The sequence below is a fragment of the Azonexus hydrophilus genome (assembly GCF_905120355.1).
Classification (GTDB): Bacteria; Pseudomonadota; Gammaproteobacteria; order Burkholderiales; family Rhodocyclaceae; genus Azonexus.
Map to the genome: position 1 here is coordinate 127,370 of NZ_CAJHOB010000007.1, position 24,325 is coordinate 151,694.

The 24,325-nt window shown below is 61.5% G+C and carries 22 protein-coding genes; 9 read left to right on the forward strand and 13 right to left on the reverse strand.

From position 1 onward, the window contains the following. The first annotated feature begins 385 nt into the window (after positions 1–385). From JYJ39_RS07395 to JYJ39_RS07415, 5 genes are all read left to right on the forward strand, one after another. Positions 386–697: an ArsR/SmtB family transcription factor gene (locus JYJ39_RS07395; RefSeq protein ID WP_205203269.1), complete on the forward strand. Its 312-nt coding sequence runs from the start codon at positions 386–388 to the stop codon at positions 695–697. Continuing rightward, entirely contained in the window at positions 697–2,853 is a 2,157-nt protein-coding gene (gene aas, locus JYJ39_RS07400; RefSeq protein WP_240189587.1) for a bifunctional acyl-ACP--phospholipid O-acyltransferase/long-chain-fatty-acid--ACP ligase, read from the forward strand. The genes JYJ39_RS07395 and aas overlap by 1 nt, the downstream gene beginning before the upstream one ends. A gap of 12 nt (positions 2,854–2,865) precedes the next feature. Continuing rightward, complete coding sequence (locus JYJ39_RS07405; RefSeq protein WP_205203271.1) at positions 2,866–3,225, forward strand: hypothetical protein; 360 nt, start codon at positions 2,866–2,868, stop codon at positions 3,223–3,225. After that, positions 3,215–4,456 (forward strand): amidohydrolase family protein, encoded by a 1,242-nt coding sequence (locus tag JYJ39_RS07410; protein WP_205203273.1) that lies wholly within the window; start codon positions 3,215–3,217, stop codon positions 4,454–4,456. The genes JYJ39_RS07405 and JYJ39_RS07410 overlap by 11 nt, the downstream gene beginning before the upstream one ends. 79 nt (positions 4,457–4,535) lie before the next feature. After that, entirely contained in the window at positions 4,536–6,416 is a 1,881-nt protein-coding gene (locus JYJ39_RS07415) for an MFS transporter (RefSeq protein ID WP_205203275.1), read from the forward strand. 29 nt (positions 6,417–6,445) lie between these two features. Here the strand turns inward: JYJ39_RS07415 and JYJ39_RS07420 are convergent, their stop codons facing one another. Next, positions 6,446–7,123, reverse strand: coding sequence for an ABC transporter ATP-binding protein (locus JYJ39_RS07420; protein WP_205203277.1), 678 nt, complete (start codon positions 7,121–7,123; stop codon positions 6,446–6,448). After that, a complete protein-coding gene (locus JYJ39_RS07425; RefSeq protein ID WP_205203347.1) occupies positions 7,116–8,357 on the reverse strand; it encodes a lipoprotein-releasing ABC transporter permease subunit in 1,242 nt (413 codons plus the stop codon). Before JYJ39_RS07425 ends, JYJ39_RS07420 begins: the two co-directional genes overlap by 8 nt. Positions 8,358–8,474: 117 nt before the next feature. Here JYJ39_RS07425 and JYJ39_RS07430 point away from each other — a divergent pair, with 117 nt between their 5' ends. Both JYJ39_RS07430 and recJ read left to right on the forward strand, forming a co-directional pair. Then, a complete protein-coding gene (locus JYJ39_RS07430; RefSeq protein WP_205203279.1) occupies positions 8,475–9,536 on the forward strand; it encodes a hypothetical protein in 1,062 nt (353 codons plus the stop codon). Next, positions 9,533–11,221, forward strand: a complete 1,689-nt coding sequence (gene recJ, locus JYJ39_RS07435; protein ID WP_205203280.1) for a single-stranded-DNA-specific exonuclease RecJ — start codon at positions 9,533–9,535, stop codon at positions 11,219–11,221. The genes JYJ39_RS07430 and recJ overlap by 4 nt, the downstream gene beginning before the upstream one ends. A gap of 69 nt (positions 11,222–11,290) precedes the next feature. Here the strand turns inward: recJ and JYJ39_RS07440 are convergent, their stop codons facing one another. The 5 genes from JYJ39_RS07440 to phaC form a co-directional block, all read right to left on the reverse strand. Then, positions 11,291–12,385: an NAD(P)-dependent alcohol dehydrogenase gene (locus JYJ39_RS07440; RefSeq protein WP_205203282.1), complete on the reverse strand. Its 1,095-nt coding sequence runs from the start codon at positions 12,383–12,385 to the stop codon at positions 11,291–11,293. 261 nt (positions 12,386–12,646) lie between these two features. Further along, positions 12,647–12,961, reverse strand: a complete 315-nt coding sequence (locus JYJ39_RS07445) for a helix-turn-helix domain-containing protein (protein WP_205203285.1) — start codon at positions 12,959–12,961, stop codon at positions 12,647–12,649. After that, positions 12,958–13,296 (reverse strand): type II toxin-antitoxin system RelE/ParE family toxin, encoded by a 339-nt coding sequence (locus tag JYJ39_RS07450; protein ID WP_205203287.1) that lies wholly within the window; start codon positions 13,294–13,296, stop codon positions 12,958–12,960. The genes JYJ39_RS07445 and JYJ39_RS07450 overlap by 4 nt, the downstream gene beginning before the upstream one ends. Positions 13,297–13,419: 123 nt before the next feature. After that, entirely contained in the window at positions 13,420–14,163 is a 744-nt protein-coding gene (phbB, locus tag JYJ39_RS07455; RefSeq protein ID WP_205203289.1) for an acetoacetyl-CoA reductase, read from the reverse strand. 84 nt (positions 14,164–14,247) lie between these two features. Further along, positions 14,248–16,002 carry a class I poly(R)-hydroxyalkanoic acid synthase gene (phaC, locus tag JYJ39_RS07460; RefSeq protein WP_240189588.1) on the reverse strand — a complete coding sequence of 585 codons (1,755 nt, stop codon included), beginning with the start codon at positions 16,000–16,002 and terminating at the stop codon, positions 14,248–14,250. A 69-nt stretch (positions 16,003–16,071) separates the two neighbouring features. On the opposite strand from phaC, the gene JYJ39_RS07465 reads away from it, so the two are divergent. Next, positions 16,072–16,296: a hypothetical protein gene (locus tag JYJ39_RS07465; protein WP_205203290.1), complete on the forward strand. Its 225-nt coding sequence runs from the start codon at positions 16,072–16,074 to the stop codon at positions 16,294–16,296. 16 nt (positions 16,297–16,312) lie between these two features. Here the strand turns inward: JYJ39_RS07465 and JYJ39_RS07470 are convergent, their stop codons facing one another. From JYJ39_RS07470 to JYJ39_RS07480, 3 genes are read right to left on the reverse strand one after another with little or no spacing between them, the layout of a single operon-like run. After that, positions 16,313–18,148, reverse strand: a complete 1,836-nt coding sequence (locus JYJ39_RS07470; protein ID WP_205203291.1) for an SLC13 family permease — start codon at positions 18,146–18,148, stop codon at positions 16,313–16,315. A gap of 4 nt (positions 18,149–18,152) precedes the next feature. After that, positions 18,153–18,881 carry a peptidoglycan editing factor PgeF gene (pgeF, locus tag JYJ39_RS07475; protein WP_205203292.1) on the reverse strand — a complete coding sequence of 243 codons (729 nt, stop codon included), beginning with the start codon at positions 18,879–18,881 and terminating at the stop codon, positions 18,153–18,155. Positions 18,882–18,887: 6 nt separating this feature from the next. Further along, positions 18,888–19,841, reverse strand: a complete 954-nt coding sequence (locus JYJ39_RS07480) for an RluA family pseudouridine synthase (RefSeq protein ID WP_205203293.1) — start codon at positions 19,839–19,841, stop codon at positions 18,888–18,890. On the opposite strand from JYJ39_RS07480, the gene JYJ39_RS07485 reads away from it, so the two are divergent. Further along, positions 19,840–20,667: an outer membrane protein assembly factor BamD gene (locus JYJ39_RS07485; protein WP_240189589.1), complete on the forward strand. Its 828-nt coding sequence runs from the start codon at positions 19,840–19,842 to the stop codon at positions 20,665–20,667. The genes JYJ39_RS07480 and JYJ39_RS07485 overlap by 2 nt on opposite strands. A 134-nt stretch (positions 20,668–20,801) precedes the next feature. Here JYJ39_RS07485 and pnp read toward each other — a convergent pair whose 3' ends face one another. From pnp to truB, 3 genes are all read right to left on the reverse strand, one after another. Further along, the gene (gene pnp, locus JYJ39_RS07490) at positions 20,802–22,922 is read right to left on the reverse strand and encodes a polyribonucleotide nucleotidyltransferase (RefSeq protein WP_205203294.1); all 2,121 of its coding nucleotides are present in this window, start codon (positions 22,920–22,922) and stop codon (positions 20,802–20,804) included. Positions 22,923–23,039: 117 nt separating this feature from the next. After that, positions 23,040–23,309 (reverse strand): 30S ribosomal protein S15, encoded by a 270-nt coding sequence (gene rpsO, locus JYJ39_RS07495; RefSeq protein WP_205203296.1) that lies wholly within the window; start codon positions 23,307–23,309, stop codon positions 23,040–23,042. A gap of 96 nt (positions 23,310–23,405) precedes the next feature. After that, a complete protein-coding gene (gene truB / locus JYJ39_RS07500; RefSeq protein WP_240189590.1) occupies positions 23,406–24,323 on the reverse strand; it encodes a tRNA pseudouridine(55) synthase TruB in 918 nt (305 codons plus the stop codon). Positions 24,324–24,325 lie beyond the last annotated feature (2 nt).

Below are 24,325 nucleotides of genomic sequence, written 5' to 3' on the forward strand. Positions count from 1 at the left end.
CGCACTTAGGCGGCAATCGCAAATAATGACTTGATTCATACAAACGCCGGGAATAACTCCTAGGCAGCCCCTCTGACAATAACGGCCAACGGCCACTCTCCGTGGCCGGACGGCAAGAAAACGATACCGGAGCCTGCTTCGGCCGAAATTCTGCCTGACCGGGTGCCTTTCTTGACTGGCCCCTCATTCGTTTCAAAAGCGAGCCGACGCGAAGCTATCGCCCGATTCAAGCCCCAGAATTCGCGTGATGCTGCGGCCCTCAACGGCAAAAAACCTTTGGAAACCCTTGCAGTCCCAAGGTTTGCCATCCCTCCCCCTGCGGCGACAAAGCGCAGAACCAGAAAATTTATTGACAAGACATGTCGATATAACTAAGATTTTCGACATGAAGAATGATTACAGCCAAACCATTCCCCCCGCCTGGCAGGCGATGTCAAAAATCTTTGTCGCCCTCGGCGACGAGCATCGGCAGCGCATTCTGCTGTTGTTCGAGCCGGGAGAGCGGCTCAATGTGGGCCAGATTGCGGAAGTGTCCACCCTGGCGCGGTCGACCGTCTCCCACCATCTGAAAATCCTGCACGAATCCGGCGTGCTGGCTTCCGAAAAAATCGGCAAGGAAGTCTGGTTCTGGATCAACCGCGACGTTCTGGCGACAACTTTCAGCAACGTCCTAGATTATCTGAAGGAGTCCACCTGATGCTGCGCTCGCTCATGCGTCGCCTGCTGCGCCCGGTACTGCGCACCTTGGCTCGCCTACTGTTCCGTATCGAAGTTTCTGCGCAGGCGATAGATTTCCATCATTCGCGGCTGCTCGTGGTTGCCAATCACCAATCGTTTCTCGACGGCTTGTTGCTCGGCCTGTTTCTACCGATCAATCCAGTCTTCGTGGTGCACACCACCATCGCCAGAAGCTGGATGTTCCGGATACTGCTGTCGCAGGTGGATTACCTGGCGGTGGATCCCGCCAGTCCGATGGCGATGAAGAAAGTCATCCGGCTGGTGGAATCGGGGCGGCCCGTGGTGATTTTCCCGGAAGGGCGCATCACGCTCACCGGTTCCCTGATGAAGGTTTACGATGGCCCCGCCTTCGTCGCGGCCAAAACCGGTGCAACCGTGCTGCCGGTACGTCTTGACGGTGCCGAGCGCAGCTATTTTTCCCGTCTGTCGGGGCTCAACCGCCGGCAGCTGTTTCCAAAAATCCGCCTGACCATTCTGCCGGAACGCCATTTCCCCATGCCCACCGGGGCGACGGCCAAGCTGCGCCGGCACCAGTCCGGTGAGGCCATGCGCCGCCTGATGCAGGAGATGGTGGTCGCTGCACGCCCCGCCGATACACTCTACGGCGCCCTGTGCACCGCCGTGGCAACGCACGGCCGGCGCCGGCGTCTGCTGGAAGACGTGAAGCAGGTTGAGTATTCCTACAATGATCTGCTCAAGATGGCACTCATCCTCGGGCGTCAGATCGAGCGACTGAGCACCCCCGGCGAACACATCGGCCTGCTGCTGCCCAATCTGGCGCCGACTGTCGGGCTCATTTTCGGACTCTCGGCACGACGCCGCATTCCGGCCATGCTCAACTACACCGCCGGAGTCGAAGCGATGCAGGCGGCCTGTACCGCAGCGCAGGTGCGCACCATCGTCACTTCACGCGCTTTCGTCGAGCAGGCCAAACTGGCCGACAAACTGGGCGCGCTGCGTGCGGTACACCTCGTCTATCTGGAGGATGTCCGGGCCGCCATCGGTGTCGCCGACAAATTATGGCTGCTGCTGTGGGCGCTGCATTTCCCGCGCCGCTTCGCCCTGCCGGCCACACCGGACGAAGCGGCGGTGGTGCTGTTCACCTCCGGCTCGGAAGGCAAGCCCAAGGGGGTCGTGCTGGCGCATCGTGCCATTCTCGCCAACATCGCGCAGATTCGTTCGGTGATCGATTTCTCGGTACACGACAAGGTGCTCAACGCCCTGCCCGTCTTCCATTCTTTCGGTCTCACCGCCGGCACCCTGCTGCCCATCCTGTCTGGCGCCAGCCTCTTCATTTACCCCTCGCCGCTGCATTACCGGGTGATTCCGGAACTCGCCTACGACCGCGGCTGCACCGTGCTCTTTGGCACATCGACCTTCCTCGCCAACTACGGAAAATTCGCCCATCCCTATGATTTCTACCGCCTGCGCTATGTCGTTGCCGGGGCGGAGAAACTTGCCGACAGCGTGCGCGGCCTGTGGTTCGAAAAATTCGGCCTGCGCATTTTCGAAGGCTACGGCGCCACCGAAACCGCCCCGGTGCTGGCGGTCAATACCCCGATGGCCTACCGTACCGGCACCGTCGGTACGCTGCTGCCCGGCATCGAGCTGCAGTTGCAGCCGGTTCCCGGCATCGACACCGGCGGCATCCTGCACGTGCGTGGCCCCAACGTGATGAGCGGCTACCTGAAAGCCGACCAGCCCGGCATCCTGCAACCCCCCGTTTCCGACCTTGGCAACGGCTGGTACGACACCGGCGATGTGGTGGAAGTCGATGCCGACGGGTTCATCCGTATCGTGGGCCGGGTCAAGCGCTTTGCCAAGATCGCCGGTGAAATGATCAGTCTCGAAGTCGTCGAGAAACTCGCCAACGCGGCATCCCCCGACCAGCACCACGCCGCATCCAGCCAGCCCGACGCCAGCAAGGGCGAGGCGCTGGTGCTATTCACCACCGACCCCGCCCTGAACCGCGAACAACTCAGCACCGTGGCCCGCAGCAGCGGCGCGCCGGAGCTCGCCGTCCCGCGCAAGATCTGCCACCTCGACGCCCTGCCCCTGCTCGGCACGGGGAAGATCGACTCCGTGACACTGAAAAAAATGGCCGAGGCGGCATAAGCCGGAACCAAAGTGCATATCGGGCCTGTCATCGTAGTCCAGTTACTAACCTTCCTCATTCCTGCCTGGGCGCTCAAACGATTTCTAATGCGTCACTGCCATGCTGGGGGCTCGCCGCAACTGGCAAGCCTGATTTTTCTCTCCTGGCTCGCCATAGCCCCCTATGGCTTGTCGTATGTTCTTGCACCTTTGGTCAATTGGCTATTCATGACTTACCCCAGTCTGCAGAAAGGAGCTTGGGATGTTGGTCTGGCACTGGCCTTATGGGCAGGCATGGCTCTGTCGTATTTAGCAGCAATCGTGACTGGCATCCCGAGCGTAGCAAGTTTTTTCCGGACAAATCCAGACAAGGAGCAAGAAGATGTCTGTTGAACGCAATCCCGATCGAAGTCGTCGCCATTTCCTCAGCCTCCTTGCCGGCGGCAGCGTTCTGGCGGTTGCCGGCGCCTCGTTTGCCAGGCCGGCGCTCATCAACCCCTGCCGGGCTGCGATTCCGGTCGCACTCCTGGATAGCCCGTGGCTGCGTCAGGCCTGGGCGGGGATCGACCCGGCCGGCGTGTGGGACTGCCATGTACACCTTGCGGGGCTGGGCGATGGCGGCAGCGGCATCGAGATCGGGCCGCAACTGTCGACGCCCCTGAAGCCAGTGCATTACGCGCAGCGCCTGTTCTACATGAACGCCGGCTGCGCGCACGATGCGCCGGGTAAGGTGGATACCGCTTATGTGGCACGTCTGCTCAACCTGTGCGATGCGATGCCAGAAGGTTTCAAGGTCATGCTGTTCGCCTTCGCGCATTTTCATGATCCGGCCGGTCAGGCCCACCCCGAGCATTCAGCCTTTTACGTACCGAATGCCTGGGCGGCCAAACTGGCGCGAGAATTTCCGGCCCGCTTCGAGTGGGTGGCGTCACTGCACCCCTATCACGCCAGCGCAGTCGATGAACTGCAACAGGCCATCGCCGACGGCGCCTGTGCCGTCAAATGGCTACCGGCAGCGCAGGGCATGGACCCGGCCTCCGCGCAATGCGATGCCTTCTACCGCGTGCTGGCTGCTTCCGGCATCCCGCTCATCGTGCATTGTGGCGAGGAAAAAGCTGTGCAAGGCAGCGACACCCAGGCCTTCGGCAATCCGCTGCGCCTGCGGCGCGCGCTCGATGCCGGGGTGAAGATCGTCGTCGCACACTGCGCCTCGATGGGCAGCGATGTCGACGACGACGGCAGCACCCGCTCCAGTTTCGACCTGTTCCTCAAGGCAATGGCCGAGCCGCGCGCCCGCAACCTGCTCTACGGCGACATTTCCGCCATCACCCTGCGCAACCGCCAAGCGGCGGTCATCCGTACCCTGCTCCAGCGCACCGACCTGCATTCGCGCCTGCTTTACGGCTCCGACTACCCGCTACCGGGAATACTGCCGCTGATTTCCTCGGCCACGCTGGCCCGCACCGGCTTGCTGCCGAAGGCGGCTGTCGCCGATCTGAATGCGCTGCGCGAACACAACCCGCTGCTGTTCAATTTCGTGCAGAAACGCCTGTTGTCCTGGCAAGGCCATTTCTTCTCCGCAGCGGTGTTCGATACCCGCCGGATTTTTGCGCGCACCGGCTGATGCTGCCCCCACTTTTACCGACAGAAGCCCGCCCGGGTGCTGCTGTCACCGGATCACTTTTCTGAAAGCCATAGCAACCATGAGCGGTCAGTTTTCCCTTCTCAAGAACAAACGGTTCGCCCCGTTTTTCACCACGCAGTTTCTCGGCGCCTTCAACGACAACATGTTCAAGAACGCGCTGATCGTGCTGCTCACTTTTCACACAGCACAGTGGACGACGCTGGCGCCGGAATTGCTCGCCAATCTGGCGGCGGGAATTTTCATCCTACCCTTCTTCCTGTTTTCCGCCACCGCCGGACAGCTGGCGGACAAGTACGACAAAGCAATGCTGGCCCGGCTGGTGAAAGTGCTGGAAATGCTCATCATGGGGGTTGCCGCTGCCGGCTTTTTCCTCACCAGCCTGACGACGCTGCTGGCGGCGCTGTTCCTGCTCGGGCTGCATTCGACCCTGTTCGGGCCGGTCAAATACGCCATCCTGCCGCAGCATCTGCACACTGATGAACTGGTCGGCGGCAATGCGCTGGTTGAAGCCGGTACGTTCGTGGCCATCCTGATCGGCACCCTGGCCGGCGGCCTGCTCGCCGGTTCGGTCACCTATCCCGCCTGGATCGCCGCCGGCGGTTTTGTGGTGGCGTTCGCGGGTTACCTCGCCAGCCGGGGCATTCCGGTGGCGCCACCGCCGGTGCCGGAGTTGAGGGTGAACCTCAACCCGTTCAGTGAAACCTGGCGCAATCTCTCCTTTGCCCGCCAGGAGCGCGCCGTATTTCTCTCCATCCTCGGGATTTCCTGGTTCTGGCTGTACGGCGCGCTCTTTCTCGCGCAGTTCCCGGCGTACACCCGCAATGTCCTCGGCGGCGGAGAATTGATGGTCACGGTATTGCTCGCCACCTTTACGCTCGGCATCGGTGCCGGCTCCCTGCTGTGCGAGCGACTGTCCGGCAAGCAGGTGGAAATCGGGCTGGTGCCCTTCGGTTCGATTGGCCTGACGCTGTTCGGTCTCGATCTCTATTTTGCCTCGCCACTCGGCCTGGCCGGCAACGGCACACACGACACGCTGGCGCTGCTGAGTGTGGCGGCGGTCTGGCGGGTCCTGTTCGACCTTCTGCTGCTGGGCGTCTTCGGCGGTTTCTTCATCGTCCCGCTGTACGCGCTGGTACAGCTGCGCAGTGCGCCGGAGCAGCGGGCGCGCATCATCGCCGCCAACAACATCATGAACGCACTGTTCATGGTCGCCGGCGCACTGGGTGCAGCGGCACTACTCGGCGCCGGTCTTGCCATCCCGTCCCTGTTCGCGCTGGCAGCCCTGCTGAACGCTTTGGTGGCGATTTACATCTACACCCTGGTGCCGGAATTCCTGCTGCGCTTCATTGCCTGGCTGCTCGTCAAAACGGTGTACCGCCTGCGAATTCATGGCATCGACCAGGTACCCGAGGAAGGCGCGGCGCTGATCGTTGCCAATCATGTCAGTCTGGTTGATGCGGTCATTCTGATGGGCTGCTGCCGCCGTCCGATCCGCTTCGTGATGGATCACCGTATCTTCCGCCTGCCGTTGCTCGGCTTCGTGTTCCGCCACTGTGGCGCCATTCCGATTGCCCCGGCCAAGGAGGACCCGGCGCTGATGGAGCGTGCCTTCGCCGAAATCGATGCCGCGCTGGCAGCCGGTGATCTGGTCGGCATTTTCCCGGAAGGCGGCATCACCCGCGACGGCGAGCTCCAGCCCTTCCGCCCGGGGGTGACGCGCATCCTGCAAGCGCGGCCGGTACCGGTGATTCCGATGGCCCTGTCCGGCCTGTGGGGAAGCTTCTTCTCACGCATAGATGGCGCTGCGATGAAAAAACCCTTCCGCCGCGGGCTGTTCTCAGCGGTCGATCTGCGTGTCGGGCCCCCAGTCGCCTCCAGTGCCGCCACGCCGGAGCACCTGCACGCCGAAGTACTGCGCTTGCGTGGCGAACGGCGATAAGGCGGCTGCCGACCCCGGCGGGCCTTTTCTCAACCGGTCAGCCCGCCGTCCTTCAGTTCCACCTGCCGCATGGCACGGGCGGCCAGGTCGCGGTCGTGCGTGACCATCACCAGACTCGCTCCCTGACGCTCGACGTGTTCAAGCAGCAGGTCAAAAACCACCCCGGCGGTCTGGCTGTCGAGATTGCCGGTCGGCTCGTCGGCAAGGATGCAGGCCGGACGGCTGACCAGGGCACGCGCGATGGCCGCCCGCTGGCGCTCGCCACCGGAAAGCTCGCCCGGACGGTGTGCCAGCCGATGCCCCAAACCGACCGCAACCAGCGCTTGTGCTGCTTCGGCCAGCGCCGCCGCACGTTCCTGGCGGCGGATGAGCAACGGCATGGCCACATTTTCCTGCGCTGAGAATTCCGGCAACAGGTGATGGAACTGGTAGACAAAACCCAGATGCTGATTGCGCCAGTCTCCCCGTGTTGCTTCCGACAAATCGGCGAGCGGCTGCCCCTGAATCAGTACCTGTCCGGAACTGGGCGCATCCAGCCCGCCCAGCAAATGCAGCAAGGTGCTCTTGCCGGAACCTGAGGCGCCGACGATGGCCAGCGTCGTCCCGGCAGCAATGCCGAGATTGATGTCGTGCAGGACCGGCACCTCCAGGCCGCCCCCCTGAAACACCTTGCCCAGCGCACGGGCTTCAAGAATGAACTCACTCATAGCGCAACGCCTCCGCCGGATTCACCCGTGCCGCCCGCCAGCTGGGATACAGCGTCGCCAGCAGCGACAGCACGAAGGCGATCAGGGTCACGCCCCAGACATCGCTCCAGAGCAGCTCGGAGGGCAGATCGGAAATGTAATAGACATCCTTGGCCAGGAACTGGATCCCCAGCAGGCGCTCCAGCGCCGGCACCACGACATCGATGTTGAGGGCCAGGGCAATGCCGCCGGCCACCCCCAGCACCAGCCCGATGCAACCGACCAAAGCCCCCTGAATCATGAACACCGCCATGATCGAGCGCGGCCGCGCGCCCAGCGTGCGCAGGATGGCAATATCGGCCTGTTTGTCGGTCACCGCCATGACCAGGGTGGACACCAGATTGAATGCCGCCACCGCCACAATCAGCGACAGGATGATGAACATCATCGTCTTCTCGATCTGCACCGCCCGGAAGAAATTGGCGTGACTCTTGGTCCAGTCGTGCAGATAGGCATCGGCATTGATGGTCGCGGCCAGTTCGCGCGCGATACGCGGCGCCGCGAACAGGTCATCGACCTTCAGCCGCACCCCGCTCACCGTTTCGCCCATTTGGTACAGGCGCTGCGCATCCTGCAGATTGATCAGGGCGAGGCCGGCATCGTATTCATACATGCCGACTTCAAAAATGCCGACCACCGTGAAGGAGCGCACCCGTGGCACCACGCCGGCCGGTGTCACGCTGCCCTGCGGTGCGATCAAGGTCAGTTTGTCGCCGACATAGACCTTCAGGGAACGTGCCAGATCGGCCCCGAGCACCACGCCAAAACGCCCCGGCTGCAAGGCATCCAGGCTGCCGCTGGTGATGCTTTTACGAAAATCGGCGACCCCGTCTTCCAGCTCCGGTTCGATGCCACGGATCAGCGCCCCCTTCACGCCGCCATCCACCGAGAACATCCCCTGCGACTGCACGAACGGCGCGGCCTTCAGCACTTCCGGGTGTTTCATGGCCTGCTCCGCCAGCGCAGGCCAGTCATGCAAACCGCCATCGATGCCGGTAATCTGGATATGCGAGGCCACCCCGAGAATGCGCGTCCGCAGCTCTTTCTGGAAACCGTTCATCACCGACAGCACCACGATCAGCGCCGCCACCCCGAGGCCGATGCCGGCCATTGAAATCAACGAAATGAAGGAAATGAAGTGGTTGCGCCGCTTGGCCCGCGTGTAGCGCAGGCCGATCAGAATTTCATAGGGCAATGACATGGAAGAAGCCGGGGCAGCAAAAGCCGCTATGGTACATGCTCCGGGCCGGGCCAATGCACATTCCCGGAGAGGCAGGGCAAGCCTGCGGGGGGCGATGGTAGACTGCGCCCTTTGTTTTTCTCCCCTTTCCCCGTGCACCTGACGCTACTCGTTCCCGAACTGATCTGGCCCGAACCGGGCGATGCGCTGACGCTGGCGCAGTTGCCGGCGGAGCATTTCTCCTGGCTGACGGGCCGCGCCAGTTTCCAATTGCAGCCTGCCAGCGCACACGAAGCCTGTCTGCTGGCACTCTGCCAGGCCGCCGGCCGGAACATGGCCCAGCTACGCGGCCTGGGCGAACGCTCCGCCCTGTCGCTGGGCGCAAACACCCTCTGCGCCGACCCGGTGCACCTGCGCTTTCACCAGGAACGCATTGTCCTTGCTGATGCGGGCGCCTTTCCGCTCGACGAATCCGAGGCAAGCGCTCTGCTGGCCGCCCTGAACGACGAATTTTCCGCCCTCGGCCGTTTTCACCTGGGCGATGCCCGGCGCTGGTATCTGGAATTGCATGCGCCGCTCCCACATGCCGCCGCCCCCCTGTCCCGCGTCGCGGGCCGCCGCCTGGATGGCGAAATCGACAACAAGACCACCCCGCTCTACCGCTGGTTGAACGAGGTGCAGATGTTCCTCCACCAGCATCCGGTCAATGTTGCCCGCAGCGGACGCGGCGAACCCGCCATCAACAGCCTGTGGCTGTGGGGTGAAGGTCATGCCGCCCCCTGCACCCTCCCGTTCGACGCCATCTATGCCGACGACCCGCTGGCACGCGGCCTGGCTGCGGCGGCGGGCCTGACTGCCGAAAATCTGCCGCACAGCGCCGACACCGTACTCGCCAGCAGCAGACAACGCCCTCTGGTGCACCTCGACTCGCTGCTGCCCGGCGTGCTGTACGAAAACCCGGAAGGCTGGCAGCAAGCCTTCGCCGCACTGGAAAACGCCTGGTTTGCCCCCTTGCGCCAGCAACTCGGAAAAACCCTGCGCCGTCTCGATTTGGTTGCCCCCACCGTGTACGGCACCCTGCACTGGTCGCTCACAGGCAGCGCCCGCTGGCACTTCTGGCAACGGGGCCGCAGCCCGCAACAGCTGGCCCTAGCCCTCGCCGGCCCCGCCACCCCACAAGGAATGACACCGTGACCCGCATCACCACTCGCACTGCGCCAGCCCGCAGCGCCTGGCAACTGGAACAACAAGGGGTGCATCCCCTGCTGGCGCGGCTCTATGCAGCCCGTGGCGTCAGTGACCGGAAGGAACTCGACTACGACCTGAAAGGATTGCTGCCGCCGCTCAGTCTCACCCATGCCGGCGACGCAGCCGTACTGCTTGCTGACGCCATCGAAGCGGAAGCCCAGCTGCTCATCATCGGCGACTATGACTGCGATGGCGCTACCGCCACGGCCGTCGGCATCCGTGCCCTGCGCGCCCTCGGCGCCCAGGTCGATTTCCTGCTGCCCGACCGGTTCAAACTCGGCTACGGCCTCTCCCCTGCCATCGTCGATCTGGCCGCCGAACAGGCACCGGACCTCATCATCACGGTCGATAACGGCATCGCCAGCCTGGATGGTGTCGCCCGGGCCCAGGCGCTGGGTATCGCCACCCTGATTACCGACCACCACCTGCCGGGCGACGAATTGCCCGCCGCCGACTGCATCGTCAACCCCAACCAACCGGGCTGCAGCTTCGCCTCGAAGAACCTGGCCGGGGTCGGCGTGCTGTTCTACGTCATGCTGGCGCTGCGCGCCGAACTGCGCCAGCGCGGTTATTTCCACGACCGCCCGGAACCCAATTTTGCCGATCTGCTCGACCTGGTTGCCCTGGGCACGGTCGCCGACGTGGTCAAACTCGACCGCAACAATCGCATTCTGGTCAGCCAGGGACTGCAGCGCATCCGCGCCGGCCGCCTGCAACCGGGATTGGCGGCACTGTTCAAGGCCGCTGGCCGCGATCCGAAACGCGCCACCACCTTCGATCTGGGCTTTACCCTGGGACCGCGCCTGAATGCCGCCGGCCGACTTGCCGACATGCGTCTGGGCGTCGAGTGCCTGATCACCAACGACCCGGCCCGGGCTCTCAACATTGCCCAAGAACTCAACGCACTCAACGTGGCCCGGCGGGAAATCGAGGCTGACATGCAGGCGCAGGCCCTGACCCTGCTTGAGGCCATGGACGTCAACGATGCCGCGCCCGGCGTCGCCCTGTTCGACGCCAGCTGGCACGAAGGCGTGGTTGGCATCCTCGCTTCGCGCATCAAGGAAAAGCTGCATCGCCCGGTCTTCGCCTTCGCCCCCGGCGAGGGCGGCGTCATCAAAGGCTCCGGCCGCTCCATCCCCGGGCTGCACCTGCGCGACGCCCTGGACCTGATGAGCAAGCGCGCCCCCGACCTCCTGCTGCGCTTCGGCGGCCACGCCATGGCTGCCGGTACCACACTGAAGGCTGCGGACTTCCCCCGTTTCCAGAGCCTGTTCGCCGAGGTCGCCGGAGAACTCCTGACCCCCGCCGATCTCACCCGTAGCCTGGAAACCGATGGCCCCCTCGAAACCGGCTACGTCAACCTGGAAACGGCGCACCTGCTGCAGAACGAAATCTGGGGCCAAGGTTTCCCCGCACCGCTGTTCGTTGACGATTTCGACGTCGAACAACAACGCATCCTCAAGGAAAAACACCTCAAACTGCAGCTACGCAAAGGTAATCAGCGTTTCGAGGCCATCCAGTTCAATTTCAGCCAGCAACCGGAAGCTCGCACACGCGCGGTGTTTCAGGTCCAGATCAACGAATACCAGGGCGTTGAAAATCCGCAGCTGCGCATCGAGTACCTAGAGTAAAAAACCCCGTGGCAACTGCCACGGGGTTTGCGCCATGTGCCGCCATGTGCCGACGGGCGGCAGCAAGACTTACGGCTTGATCGCGATCTTCAGCACGCCATCGCGCTGATTGGCAAACAAGTCATAGGCGGCGACGATGTCGTCCAGTTTGTACTGATGGGTGACCAGCACGCCCAGATCGAGCCGTTCGGCCGCAATCACGTTCATCAACCGGCGCATGCGCTCCTTGCCGCCGGGGCAGAGGGCCGTGCGAATGGTATGGTCGCCCAGTCCGGCGGCAAAATTGGCCATCGGAATCTTCAGGTCTTCCGAGTACACGCCCAGGCTGGACAGGGTACCGCCCGGTTTCAACACCTGCAGCGCCTGGTTCCAGGTCGCTTGCGTCCCGAGCGCTTCGATGGCGCTGTCGGCACCGCGCCCGCCCGTCAGTTTCATGACTTCGGACACCACGTCGCAGTTACGGAAATTGAGCGTCACATCGGCGCCCATCACCTTGGAAATGCCCAGACGGTGATCATTGCCATCGACCGCAATAATGGTGGTGGCCCCCAGCAGGCGTGCCCCGGCGGTGGCACACAGGCCAATCGGCCCCTGCGCAAAGACGACCACGGTATCACCGATCTTGATATTGGCGTTTTCCGCTCCCTTGAAACCGGTGGACATGATGTCCGGACACATCAGCACCTGCTCGTCCGTCAACCCATCGGGAATCGGCGCCAGGTTGGCCTGTGCATCCGGCACCAGCACGTATTCCGCCTGGGTGCCATCGATCAGGTTGCCAAAGCGCCAGCCGGCAGTCGCCTTGTAACCGTGGCAGGCACACTTCCCGCTTGGGATCAGGTAGCTACCATCCTGCGAAGGAAAACCATCCTGCGCTGCATAACTGTTGAAATTGGGACAGATCGCACCAGCAATGACCCGCTGTCCCTCCTGGTAGCCTTGGACAGCGCTGCCCAGTTTCTCGATCACGCCAACCGGTTCGTGACCCACGGTCAGACCGGGAACGACCGGATATTCGCCCTTCAGGATATGTACGTCGGTCCCGCAGATGGTGGTGGTCGTAATCCGGATCAGCGCATCATTCGGTCCGACATCCGGGATTTTCTTGTCCGCCAGTTCGATTCGACCCGGGGCGACAAAAACGGCTGCTTGCATCATGCTCATGAGCGTCTCCTTTTGCTTTGCATCAAGTTACGTGTGAGTGCTGCGACAACGCAGGGCCAGTATAGGCCAGGCCAGACAGAATCTCCTCCTGTACATTCTTCTGGACAAAAAAAGCCCGGCGATGCCGGGCTCTTGAAGATCCATGCGTACCGTGCGGACACGGCACCTGATCCTCAGCTTACTGGTAGTGCCGCAATGGTCTTGAGTTTTTGCCATCAGACAAGCTACTCACTGGGCTACTCGTTTGTGCAGTGCTAGACCTCAAACCGCTGCCAGTCGATCAACGGTATCAGGGAATTTCTCGACCAGACGAATCAGCAGGGAAGCCTGGGCATTCGGCTTGGCCCGGCCTTGCTCCCAGTTCTCCAGCGTCCGTGGATTGGTGCGCAGGTAGCCCGCAAATACCGGACGCGACAGATGCAGACGCTCACGCAACATCACCAGTTCCTCGGCCGTAACCTCCGGCGACGGACGAGCCTCGACTTTGTGCGTGCGCAGCGTCTGCTTGCCGGCGCGCTCGTCCGCCAAGGCATCAAAGCCCTCGGCAATCTCTGCAAACAGGTTCCGCTTTTTCATCGTCTCGCCTCCAGTTCCACTTTCAACATTCCCTTGAGCACCTTCTTCTCGTCGGCACTCAAGTTCTCCATTTCGTCCTTGTCGTACAGGGTGAAGAGCCAGAATTGCCGACCTCCATCCCACCAGTAATAGATCACCCGCAATCCGCCGCGTTTGCCTTTGCCACGCCGCTGATCACCATGGCGCAACTTGCGCAGGCCGCCCGCACCTTCGATCACCTCGCCGGCCTCCGGGTTCTTCAGCAGCGACTGCTGCAAGCCGCGAAACCCCTCATCGTCCAAGTAGTCGGCACGATATTTGGCAAATGCCGGCAGTTCAACGAACAAGGCTTTCATTGGTTAAATATACGTAAGTTGCGGATAGTTAGCAAGGCAAACCACAGACAGCAAAAAAGCCCGGCAATGCCGGGCTCTTGAAGATCCATGCGTACCGTGCGGACACGGCACCTGATCCTCGGCTTACTGGTAGTACAGACCGCCGTTGATGTTGATGGTGGCGCCGGTGGTGAAGCCGGACAGTTCGTTCGACAGGTAGGCGCAGGCGAAACCGATTTCTTCCGGCTTGGCCAGACGCTTCATCGGCACGGAGTCGACGATGGTCTGCAGGATTTCCGGCTTGATCGCCATGACCATCTTGGTCGCCACATAGCCCGGGGCAATGGCGTTGACCGTCACGCCCTTGTTGGCCAGTTCGGCGGCCAGGGCTTTGGTAAAGCCGATGACGCCAGCCTTGGCTGCGGAGTAGTTGGTCTGACCCATTTGGCCCTTGACGCCGTTGACCGAGGAGATATTGATGATGCGACCCCAGCCGCGCTCGGCCATCTTGGCGGAGACTTGCTTGGTCATGTTGAACAGCGAGGTCAGGTTGGTGGCGATGACGGCATCCCAGCCTTCTTTTTCCATCTTGGCGAACATCCGGTCACGGGTGATGCCGGCGTTGTTGATCAGGATGTCGACCTGGCCGCAGGCGGCTTCAGCGTCGGCCACCATCTTCTGGCAGTCTTCGAGCACGGAGACATCGCCGGCAACGCAGACGAAATCCTTGAAACCTGCGGCAGCCTGTTCCTTCAGCCATTCATCCTTGTTGTCGAACTGCGGATGATAGGCAGCGACTACCTTGTGACCAGCCTTGGCCAGTTCCTGGCAGATGGCGGTGCCCAGGCCGCCCATGGCGCCGGTAACGAGTGCAACACGTTGAGTCATGCTGTTTCCTTCCTTGTTGGTAAAGCGGGGTTGAAAAAACGGCTCATGACACCTGGCCAGTCGCCGTCAATATGAATCGAGAATTCAGACGGCACGTTCGCGCACATAGCGCCCCGGTGCTGGTTCGATCGGTGGATGCGCCGTACTGCCCAGCTTGCGCGCTGCACGCGCCGCGCCTTGTTGCGGCTTGAGCCAGGCGGCCCAGTCATTCCACCAGCTGCCTTTGACCTCGGCTGCATTGGCCAGCCAGTTCCCGGCATCAAGGCTGATATCTTCGTTGACCCAGTAGCTGCGCTTGTTCTTGCTGGCCGGATTGATGACCCCGGCGATGTGACCGGAAGCCCCGAGCACAAATCGCTGCTTGCCGCTGAGAATACGGGTGCTCTGATACGCCGTTTGCCAGGGCACGATATGATCTTCGCGGGTGGCAAGGATATATACCGGCATGTCGAGTTCCGACAGGTCCACCTTGACGCCGCACATTTCAAGCTTGCCTGGCACGCGCAGACTGTTGTTCAGGTACATGTTGCGCATGTACCAGGCCGCAAACGGACCAGGCAGATTGGTTGAATCGGAATTCCAGTACAGCAGATCAAAGGCCTGCGGTTTCTGGCCCTTAAGGTAATTGTTCTGCACGTAATTCCAGACCAGATCGTTGGCGCGCAGGAAGGAGAACGTGTTCTGCAGATCGCGCGCCGGCAGCAAGCCGCCTTGGCCGATGCTCTGTTCGCGCAGACTGACGGCCTGCTCGTCAATGAAAAGCCCGATTTCCCCGGTATCAGAAAAATCGAGCAGCGTCGTCAGCAGGGTCAGCGATTTGACACTGGTATCGCCACGCGCCTTGAGCACCGCCAGCGCTGAGGTCAGGATGGTTCCCCCGACACAGAATCCGAGCGCATTGATCTCCTTGGCCTTGGTGATTGCCTTGATGGTTTCCAGCGCGGCGACCGGCCCCTGTTCGAGGTAATCGTCCCAGCGCAGGTGGCCCTGTGCTTCCATGGGATTGCGCCAGGACACTAGGAACACCGTGTTGCCCTGCTCCACTGCGAAGCGGATCAACGAGTTGTCCGGCTGCAAATCCATGATGTAGAACTTGTTGATGCACGGCGGCACCACCAGCAACGGACGCGCACCCACTTTTTCCGTCAGCGGTGCGTACTGGATGAGCTGCATCACCTCATTTTCATAAACCACCGCACCTTCAGTGGTCGCGATGTTCTTGCCGACCTCGAAGACGCTCTCGTCGGTCATCGAGATCCGACCTTTTTCGAAGTCCTTGAGCAGATTATTGATACCGTCGGTGATGCTCTGCCCCTTGGTTTCCAGGGCATGCTTGATGAATTCCGGGTTGGTCGCAGCAAAGTTGGTCGGCGCCAGAGCGTCCGCAATCTGGCGAGCAAGGAAGCGCAGCTTTTCCCGCCCCTTGGTGTCTTCCACCGGCAGCGCCTCAACCATCTCATTCAGATGCTGGACATTGAGCAAGTAAGCCTGGTGGATGTAGTCATAAATGGGACTCGCCTTCCATTCCGGCGCATTGAAGCGGCGGTCGCCGGCTTCCGGCTCGACCTGGAACGTGGGGGTTTCTCCCTTCTGCTTGGCCAGCATGGCCTGCCACAGGGACATCTGCTGATCCATGAAGTTTTTCTGCAAGGCAGTCATGGCTTGCGGATCGATCGCCGGCAGATTCAGCGGCAAACCGGGGGGCACCTGCCCTGCGCCACCTTGCCCCTGGCTTTGTGCTACGGCCTGCATGAACTGCTGCATCATGTTCTGTCCAGCCTGCATGAACTGCAGCGCTGAACCCATGAATGCCTCGTTCCCCTTCGATTCTTGCGTCATGGATATTTTTCTCGCTTCATTTGGTCAGGCCTAGCCACCGGATTCTCCATAGCACAGCCGGGGCTGTCAATGCATAATCCTGCCATGTACATCATCGCTATCGGCTGGCTTTACGTCACCCTTCTCATCGCCGTCAATGAACGCAGTGTTTTCCTTGGCATCATTTCCTTCGTTTTCTACGGCCTGCTGCCCTGCGGCATACTGCTCTGGATGAGTGCCAGCAAGGTGCGCCGGCAGCGGCGAGCCTATCGCGAGATGCTGGCGCAGAAGGAAACGCCGGAAAAACCCGAGTAAGCGTTCCGGAAGGTGTTCAAAAAGCAAAAAACACCGGCAGCAAGGCTACGCACGCCAGCATCACGAGCAGTGTAAAAGGCACTCCCAGACGCACGAAATCGATGAAACGGTAGCGGCCAGGACCGATCACCAGCGTATTCACTGGCGATGACACGGGCGTCATGAACGCTGCCGAAGCGGCAAGGGCCACTGTCATGGCGAACGGATAGGGCGACACCCCAAGTTGTTGTGCCAGTCCCAGAGCAACCGGCGCCACCAGAACGGCGGTCGCTGTATTCGAGATGAACAAGCCGACCAGCGCGGTCAGCATGAACAAACTCGCCAGTACCATTCTGGGCGAGGCCGTCCCGGTGACACCCAGCATCGCATCAACAATCAGCGTGATACCGCCGGTTTTCTGCAAGGCCAGTGCAAAGGGCAGCATACCGACGATCAGGAGCAGGCTTTGCCAATGGATGGCACGATACGCACTGTCCATGTCGATGCAGCGAAAGGCGCCCAGCAGCATGCAGCCGATCAGGGCGGCGACCACATTGGGCACGATGCCAAAAATCATCAACACGACGGTGAGCGCCAGCGAAATCAGCGCAAACGGCGCCCGCCGCGCCGCCGGCGCAGCTTCAGCGATTTCTGCCGGCAGGGTCAGGACGAGGAAATCATGCGCCTCGGCGGTCAATGCCCGGATTGCTTTCCAGGTGCCCGCGATCAGCAACGTATCGCCAACCCGCAGCTTTCTTTCAATCAGGCCGGCAGCACTGAGCGCCCGCCCTTTGCGTCGCAAACCGACCACATTGATGCCACGCTGCGAACGCATGCGCAGTTCGAGGATGGATTTACCGATCAATGCCGAATCAGGCGGCACCAGTACTTCGGCCAGCCCCAGCTCGCGCACCGTATCGGCGAAGTAATCCTGCTGGAATCTGAGTTGCTGCAGACCCATGTCGGCGCAAAAACACCACAGATCAAGATCGGGATGGATGAAATCAACCAGCAGCACATCGGCCACTGCAATTTCCAGGTTGGCCGACGTCGACAACATGTCCCGCCCGAGCGGGCGCTGGCGCTCGATGGCCAGCACGTTGGCGCCGTACAACTTGCGCAGTTGCATGTCGCCCAGGGTCCTGCCAATCAGCGGTGACCCCGGCTTGACCTGCAGACGACGACCACGCTCCAGCAGGTCGTAATCCCGGGCAAGATCACGCAGGCGTCGCTGTGGGCTGGCCGGCTGTGCCCCCTCTGTACTGGCCGGAGCAATGCGCTGGCGCAGCAGGAGCATGTAAGCGATCCCCAGGCCGAGCACGATCAGGCCCATCGGCGTGAAATCGAAAAACCCGAATCCCGCCTGCCCGGCACGCGCCAACTCACTGTTAACAACCATGTTCGGCGGCGTGCCGACCAGGGTCAGCATGCCGCTCATCAGGCCGGCAAAGGCCAGCGGCATCATCAGACGCCCCGGGGGCACACCGATGCGACTGGCGATACCGAGCGTGACCGGAATGAAGATGGCGACCACGCCGGTTGAACTCATCACCGAGCCCAGTCCAGCCACCGCCAGCATCAGCAATACGAGCAGGCGTGGTTCACTATTGCCGGCACGCCGCACCAGCCAGTCACCCACACGGTAGGCCACGCCGGTACGAACCAGCGCCTCACCGATGACGAAGAAGGCCGCAATCAGCACCACGCTGGGTTCGCTGAAGCCGGCCAGTGCTTCGTCAACGGTGAGGATGCCGGTGAGTACCAGCGCCAGAAGCGCCAGCAGCGCCACCGCATCCATGCGCGGTCGATTGACGGTGAAAGCCAGGATACAAGCGCCCAGCAGCAGAAAAACAGTCAGGATGTCCTGCGTCATGCCATCACGTTGGCTGCAGCCAGATCAGACTGGCCATACGGCCGGTCACGCCGTCACGGCGGTAGGAAAAAAAGCGCGCGCTATCGGCAACCGTGCATTCCTCGCCACCATAGATGTGACGAACACCCGCCTTTTCCAGCCGCTGACGGGCAAGAAGATAGAGGTCGCACCACCATTTACCAGGCGCACCGGGGCGAAACGCCCGCTGGGCCTCCCCATCGGTCGCCATGAAGGCAGCACGCACCTCCCCGCCCACTTCGAAATTTTCCGGGCCGATTGCCGGCCCCAGCCAGGCCAGCACATCTTCCGGCGGCACGGCCAGGGCAGCCAGCGTCTGTTCCAGCACGCCCGCCTGCAATCCACGCCAGCCAGCATGCGCCGCCGCCACCGCCGAACCATTCCGGACGCAGAACAACACCGGCAGGCAATCGGCTGTCATGACAACACATACGCTGCCCGGGCCATGGCTGAAACTGGCATCGGCAATGCTGCCGGACGGCGCAGCGGCGGCATCAACGACCGTCGTGCCATGTACCTGTTCCAGCCAGCAGGGGGGATATGGCAACTGCGCCGCAAGCAGCTGCCGATTGGCGGCCACATGCGCGGGATCATCACCCACATGCCCGGCCAGGTTAAAGCTGGCCCAGGGCGGCAGGCTGTACCCACCGGTGCGCACCGTCTGCACCGCGCGCACGTTTTCCGGCGCAGGCCATTGAGGAACAATGAAATGCATGAGAAATCAGCAGTAACCGAGGTCTTCCAGCAACTGGCGCATGTCTTCCGGCGGCGGCGCTTCCCACTGCATGCGCTGCCCCGTCAGCGGATGCAGCAGGGCCAAGCGGGTGGCGTGCAAAGCCTGTCGAGCGAACACCGGCAACCGGGGATCGCGCTTGCCATACACCGGATCACCCACCAGCGGATGGCCGATGTGTGCCATATGCACCCGGATTTGATGCGTACGCCCGGTTTCCAGAGTGCATTCAACGTAAGTGCAGCCGGGGAAAAGCAGCAGGGGCCGGTAATACGTCAGGGCTGCTTTGCCCCCACGGCTTTCCGGCACCACGGCCATCTTGATGCGCTGCACCGGATGCCGCCCGATTGGCACATCAACACCGCCACTGCGCTCCAGTCGCCCCGCCACCAACGCCAGATATTGCCGCTTCACCGTCCGCGCCTGCAATTGGCGCACCAGATCGGTCTGTGCTTCCAGGGTTTTGGCCACCACCATCAAACCGCTGGTGTCTTTGTCCAGGCGGTGCACGATACCGGCGCGCGGCAGTGCCGCACTGCCCGGCACGTGGTGCAGCAAGGCATTGAGCAATGTCCCCTGGCGATTGCCGCTCCCAGGATGCACGACCAACCCTGCCGGTTTATTGAGGACCAGAATGGATTCATCTTCAAACACCGCCTGCAGCGGAATATCCTCCGGAATTTCCTCGCTGGGTGTGGCATCCGGCAGCAGCAGAGCAAGTTGCTCGCCACCTGCCAGCTTGCGTTTCGGTTCCGTGACCGTAACGCCATCCAGAGTCAGCAGACCATCGCGAATCCAGCCTTGCAACCGGTTACGCGAATGCTGTGGCAGGAGTTCCGCCAGTACCTGGTCCAATCTACGGCCACCGCTGGTAAGCGGTACCGCCATGTCGAAAGGCTCGCTTGGGCTATAATCGCCCGCGTTCTGATAAGGATCATTCATGATGCGCAGTGTACCTGCATTTTCCGCCTCGTCTTTCGTTCTGTTGCGCCGCCTGCTGGCGGTTTTCGCCCTGGCCACCCTGGCCGCCTGCAGCAGCACCACTGAATATGACGAAACAGCCGGCTGGTCGGCCAACAAATTGTATGGAGAAGCCAAGGAGGCACAGGCCGAAGGCTCATGGGAAAACGCCGTCAAATTCCTGGAAAAACTTGAAGCCCGCTATCCCTACGGCCGCTTCGCCCAGCAGGCCCAACTGGAGCTGGCCTACGTTTACTGGAAAGCTGGCGAGCCCGGTTCGGCTCTCGCCGCCGCCGACCGCTTCATCAAGCTGCACCCCAACCACCCGGCGGTGGATTACGCCTACTACCTCAAGGGGCTGGTCAATTTCAACGAAGACCTGGGCCTGATCGCCTATCTCAACACCCAGGACCAGACCGAACGCGACCCCAAAGCCGCCCGTGAAGCCTTTGATACGTTCAAGGAGCTGACCACCCGCTTTCCCAAGAGCAAATACACGCCGGATGCCATTGCCCGCATGAACTATCTGGTCAATGCGCTCGCGTCGCTGGAAGTGCACGTCGCCCGCTACTATTTCAAACGTGGCGCCTACATCGCCGCCGCCAATCGCGCCCAGATCGCGCTGGAAACCTACCCGCAAGCGCCGGCCATCGAAGAGGCCCTGTACATCATGGTGATCTCTTACGACAAACTGGGCATGCAGGATCTGCGCGACGATGCTGACCGTGTGTTCAAGAAAAACTTCCCCAACAGCCGCTACATCAGCACCGGACTAGAGAGAAAAACACCGTGGTGGCAACTCTGGTAGTCGCCTGGGCGCTGGAGATTCCCGGCGCCCACACCTGACATCGTCCCTGCGCTGCTTGTTCGCGGAGCGAACTTCACCGAGCAGATAATTGAAAAAGGCACCCGCAGGTGCCTTTTTCGTTGGCCGGAAACAGCTTATTCCTGAGCCGCACCCTCAGCCGCCGGAGCATCTTCCAGCAGCGCCTTCATCGACAGCTTGACGCGACCGCGATCATCGGTTTCGAGTACCTTGACGCGGACAACCTGGCCTTCCTTGACATAGTCTTCGACCTTGCTGACGCGTTCCTTGGCAATCTGCGAAATGTGCAGCAGACCATCCTTGCCCGGCAGAACCTGAACGATGGCACCGAATTCAAGAATCTTGAGCACGGTCCCTTCGTAGATCTTGCCGATTTCCACTTCAGCAGTAATCGCATCGATCTTGGCGCGTGCCAGTGCAGCGGCTTCGCCCGAGGTGGCGGCGATGGTAATGGTGCCGTCGTCCTGGATGTCGATGGTGGTACCGGTCTCTTCGGTCAGCGCACGGATGACGGCGCCGCCCTTGCCGATCACATCGCGGATCTTTTCCGGATTGATCTTGAAGGTGTACAGACGCGGTGCGTAAGCCGACATTTCCTGGCGCGGACCAGCTGCGGCTTCCTGCATCAGGTTCAGGATGTGCAGACGGGCGTCCTTGGCTTGCGCCAGAGCAACCTGCATGATTTCCTTGGTGATGCCCTGAATCTTGATGTCCATCTGCAGCGCGGTGATACCGCCGGTGGTGCCAGCCACCTTGAAGTCCATGTCGCCGAGGTGATCTTCATCACCCAGGATGTCAGTCAGCACGGCAAAACGGTTACCGTCCTTGATCAGACCCATGGCGATGCCGGCAACGTGCGCCTTCAGCGGCACGCCGGCATCCATCAGCGCCAGACAACCGCCGCAGACCGAAGCCATCGACGAGGAGCCGTTCGACTCGGTGATTTCGGAAACGACACGCATCGAGTACGAGAAGTCTTCCGGCTTCGGCAGCACAGCCAGCAGCGCACGCTTGGCCAGACGGCCGTGACCGATTTCACGACGCTTCGGCGTACCGACACGACCGCATTCGCCAGTGGCGTACGGGGGCATGTTGTAGTGCAGCATGAAGCGGTCGCGGTATTCGCCGGCCAGCGCGTCGATGATCTGCTCATCGCGGTTGGTGCCCAGCGTGGCAACCGCCAGCGCCTGCGTTTCGCCGCGGGTGAACAGCGCCGAACCGTGGGTGCGCGGCAGAACGCCGGAACGCATGGTGATCGGACGCACGGTGCGGGTGTCGCGACCGTCGATACGCGGCTGACCGGACAGGATGCGACCACGCACGATGGCGGCTTCCATTTCGAAGAACAGGTTGCCGACGGTGTTGGCATCGGGCGCACCCTCTTCGCCAGTGCACAGGGCGGCCACGGCTTCAGCGGAGATTTCCTTGACGCGCTGGCTGCGGGCCTGCTTGGAAGTGATGCTGTAGGCTTCTTCCAACTTGGCACCCACCAGATCCTTCAGACGGGCGACCAGGGCTTCGTCCTTGGCTGGCGCCTGCCAGTCCCATTCCGGCTTACCGGCTTCCTCAACCAGTTCGTTGATGGCGTTGATCGCCTTCTGCATTTCGTTGTGGCCGAACACGACAGCGCCGAGCATGACGTCTTCCGACAGCTGGTCGGCTTCCGATTCAACCATCAGCACGGCCGCTTCGGTACCGGCGACGACCAGATCAAGCTGGCTGTCCTTGAGCTGCGACAGGGTTGGGCAGAGTACGTATTCGCCATTGATGTAGCCGACGCGAGCGGCACCGATGGGACCGGCGAAAGGAATGCCGGAAATTGCCAAGGCGGCGGAAGCACCGATCATCGCCGGAATATCGGAATCAACTTCCGGATTCAGGGAGAGCACCGTCGCCACGACCTGCACTTCGTTGTAGAAACCTTCCGGGAACAGCGGTCGAATCGGCCGGTCGATCAGGCGCGACGTCAGGATTTCCTTTTCCGACGGGCGACCTTCACGCTTGAAGAAACCGCCGGGGATACGGCCAGCAGCGTAAACCTTTTCCTGATAATCCACGGTCAACGGGAAGAAATCCTGACCGGGCTTGGCATTCTTTGCGCCAACAACGGTCACCAGAACGACCGTTTCTTCCATCGTCACCACCACGGCACCGCCAGCCTGGCGGGCGACCTCACCGGTTTCGATGGTGACCTGATGTGCGCCATAAGCAAACGTTTTTTTCGCTACATTAAACATGAACTTCCTTTCTCTCACATTACTCAACAATAACAACGACTTAAAAACACGCTTCCGGAAAAGCAAAAAAGCGGCCGGAATCTCCTAGCCGCTTTTTTTGATTCGATCCCAGGCCGATTACTTGCGCAGACCAAGCTTGGTGATCAGGGTACGGTAACGCTCCACATCCTTGCCCTTCAGGTAGTCGAGCAATTTACGACGCTGCGACACCAGGCGCAGAAGACCACGACGCGAGTGGTGATCCTTCATGTGCTCCTTAAAGTGCGGCTGCAGATCGTTGATACGGGCGCTCAGGAGCGCAACCTGGACTTCCGGCGAACCGGTATCACCCTTGCCCTGAGCGTATTCGGCGACGATGTTCGCCTTTTGTTCGGTGGTCATTGCCATTTCAAAACCCTCTTTCGAAAAACGACGCCGCCCCGGTTTGATAGAGCCAGCGCCTGTTGTAAACCCCAACAGGGGAAAGCGCGGGAGTATAACAAATCAGCCCGACAGTTGCAGCAATCTTTTCGGCCACAAGCGCCCACCCGTGCCTGGCTCGCCAATGCCCAACAGTTTCCCGTCTGCATAGACCCGGATTTTTCCATGCAGCCCGGGCGGCAAATCGACGGGGTTACCATGCCCGAAACGCTGGGCGTCGTCAGGGGCGAGATCCACGCGCGGCAGATTCTGCAGCAAGGCGTCGAGCGGCAACAGGAAACGAGCGCGCTCGTCCTCACCGCTTGCATTAAGCGCTTCCAACGTGACCGCAGCGGCCAGATCAAGGGGACCGACACGCGTCCGGCGCAATGCCACCAGGTGGCCACCGCAACCCAGTGCCGCTCCGATATCGGCCGCCAGCACGCGGATATACGTCCCCTTGCTGCAATGGACAGAAAGCCGCAGGAAATCCTCACTGCATGCGAGCACATCGATCGCATGCACAGTCACCGGACGCGCTGCCCGTTCGACCACGATACCTTGCCGCGCCAGTTCGTACAGCGGCTTGCCATCGCGCTTGAGGGCCGAATGCATGGGCGGCACCTGCAGGATGTCGCCCATGAAGGCGGGCAGCACCCGTGCCACATCGGCCGCAGTCACTGCCGCCGGTGCCGTCGCAATGATCTGCCCCTCCGCATCACCGGAGTCGGTAGTCACGCCGAGGCGGATATCCGCTTCATAGGTTTTATCGGCATCGAGCAGATCAGCCGAAAACTTGGTGGCCTCACCGAAACACAAGGGCAACAAACCAGTCGCAAGCGGATCAAGCGTTCCGGTATGCCCCCCTTTGGCGGCAGAAAAAAGACGCCGGGCTTTCTGCAGGGCGTCGTTGGAACTGAGTCCGAGTGGTTTGTCGAGAAGCAGTACGCCATCGACCTTGCGCCAGACTTTTTTCGGGCGGATTTCCTGGGAATTAGGCAAAT

Excerpts from the sequence above, each read along its gene's own strand:
- JYJ39_RS07485 (WP_240189589.1), top strand. The coding sequence starts at position 19,840 with ATGATGCGCAGTGTACCTGCATTTTCCGCCTCGTCTTTCGTTCTGTTG.
- JYJ39_RS07415 (WP_205203275.1), top strand. The coding sequence starts at position 4,536 with ATGAGCGGTCAGTTTTCCCTTCTCAAGAACAAACGGTTCGCCCCGTTT.
- pnp (WP_205203294.1), bottom strand. The coding sequence starts at position 22,922 with ATGTTTAATGTAGCGAAAAAAACGTTTGCTTATGGCGCACATCAGGTC.
- JYJ39_RS07445 (WP_205203285.1), bottom strand. The coding sequence starts at position 12,961 with ATGAAAAAGCGGAACCTGTTTGCAGAGATTGCCGAGGGCTTTGATGCC.
- JYJ39_RS07420 (WP_205203277.1), bottom strand. The coding sequence starts at position 7,123 with ATGAGTGAGTTCATTCTTGAAGCCCGTGCGCTGGGCAAGGTGTTTCAG.
- JYJ39_RS07395 (WP_205203269.1), top strand. The coding sequence starts at position 386 with ATGAAGAATGATTACAGCCAAACCATTCCCCCCGCCTGGCAGGCGATG.
- JYJ39_RS07465 (WP_205203290.1), top strand. The coding sequence starts at position 16,072 with ATGCATAATCCTGCCATGTACATCATCGCTATCGGCTGGCTTTACGTC.
- aas (WP_240189587.1), top strand. The coding sequence starts at position 697 with ATGCTGCGCTCGCTCATGCGTCGCCTGCTGCGCCCGGTACTGCGCACC.
- JYJ39_RS07440 (WP_205203282.1), bottom strand. The coding sequence starts at position 12,385 with ATGAGCATGATGCAAGCAGCCGTTTTTGTCGCCCCGGGTCGAATCGAA.
- JYJ39_RS07410 (WP_205203273.1), top strand. The coding sequence starts at position 3,215 with ATGTCTGTTGAACGCAATCCCGATCGAAGTCGTCGCCATTTCCTCAGC.
- JYJ39_RS07480 (WP_205203293.1), bottom strand. The coding sequence starts at position 19,841 with ATGAATGATCCTTATCAGAACGCGGGCGATTATAGCCCAAGCGAGCCT.
- JYJ39_RS07450 (WP_205203287.1), bottom strand. The coding sequence starts at position 13,296 with ATGAAAGCCTTGTTCGTTGAACTGCCGGCATTTGCCAAATATCGTGCC.
- phaC (WP_240189588.1), bottom strand. The coding sequence starts at position 16,002 with ATGACGCAAGAATCGAAGGGGAACGAGGCATTCATGGGTTCAGCGCTG.
- phbB (WP_205203289.1), bottom strand. The coding sequence starts at position 14,163 with ATGACTCAACGTGTTGCACTCGTTACCGGCGCCATGGGCGGCCTGGGC.
- JYJ39_RS07470 (WP_205203291.1), bottom strand. The coding sequence starts at position 18,148 with ATGACGCAGGACATCCTGACTGTTTTTCTGCTGCTGGGCGCTTGTATC.
- pgeF (WP_205203292.1), bottom strand. The coding sequence starts at position 18,881 with ATGCATTTCATTGTTCCTCAATGGCCTGCGCCGGAAAACGTGCGCGCG.
- rpsO (WP_205203296.1), bottom strand. The coding sequence starts at position 23,309 with ATGGCAATGACCACCGAACAAAAGGCGAACATCGTCGCCGAATACGCT.